This is a genomic window from Ruminococcus sp. CAG:379 (assembly GCF_000434255.1).
GTDB classification, from domain to species: domain Bacteria; phylum Bacillota; class Clostridia; order Oscillospirales; family Ruminococcaceae; genus Ruminococcus_F; species Ruminococcus_F champanellensis.
Genome location: NZ_FR894921.1, coordinates 1 through 1,040 on the forward strand (window position 1 = coordinate 1; position 1,040 = coordinate 1,040).

The following is a 1,040-nucleotide window of genomic DNA, read 5'->3' on the forward strand; positions in this document are numbered from 1 at the left end:
GCGGCGGCCACCACCTGTCCCCCGGGACACATGCAGAAGGTGTACACACTGCGTCCCTCCGGCAGGTGGGTCACCAGCTTGTAATCCGCCGCCCCCAGAGCGGGATGGTGGGCGAATTTTCCGTACAGTGTCTGGTTCATCCGGCTTTGCAGATGCTCGATCCGCATGCCCACTGCAAAGCTTTTCTGCGTCATGGGGATCCCCATGCTCCAGAGCATGGAAAAGGTGTCCCGGGCACTGTGACCGATGGCGAGAATGGCATGCTCCGTCGGCAGGAGCACGGTTTCCCCTCCCTGGATATACCGGATTGCCCTTAGCCTTCCATTCTTTTGCTCCAGACCGGTGACGCATGCGCCGAAATGTACCGTTCCGCCCAGTCCTAAGATCCGCTGTCGGAGATTCCGCACCGTGGGAGCAAGCCGATCCGTGCCGATGTGGGGCTTGGCTTGCCAGAGGATCTCGCCGGGGGCACCGCATGCCGCAAAGGTTTCCAGCACGAACCGGATCCGGGGATCCTTGGTACCGGTGTTCAGCTTTCCGTCAGAAAAGGTGCCTGCGCCTCCTTCTCCAAACTGGACATTGCAGTCCGGATCCAGAACGCCAGTCTCCCAGAATCGGCGTACAGCCGCAGTCCGGGTGTCCACATCATAGCCCCGTTCCAGCAGGATGGGTCTGGTGCCGGCAAGAGCCAGCACATAGGCGGCAAAGAGACCTGCCGGACCGCTGCCGATGACCACCGGGGACTGCACCTTGCCGGGGTTTGCCGGAACATGGTACTGGTAGGGAGTATAGGGCAGCACGTCCTTGTCGGTTTTGCATGCTGCCAGCAGAGCGGCCTCCTGATGGGCGTTGACCAACAGGGAGGCGGTGAAATGAACTGCCTGCTTTTTCCGGGCATCCACTGACCGGCGGAACAGGGTGACGCTCTGGAGCTGCTTTCTGTCCGTATGCAGCCGCTGTGCCGCCAGATCTGTCAGGGTTTTCTGGGTGTAGGACAGGGGCAGGGTCACGTTGCTTATCAGAATCACGAGTTGTGCTCC

Annotated in this window: 1 protein-coding gene; it reads right to left on the reverse strand. The window is 60.9% G+C overall.

Annotated features, from left to right (window positions below):
* On the reverse strand, positions 1–1,028 hold a 1,028-nt coding region (locus tag QVO51_RS09380; RefSeq protein WP_369677910.1), incomplete at its 3' end, for an NAD(P)/FAD-dependent oxidoreductase.
* Positions 1,029–1,040 lie beyond the last annotated feature (12 nt).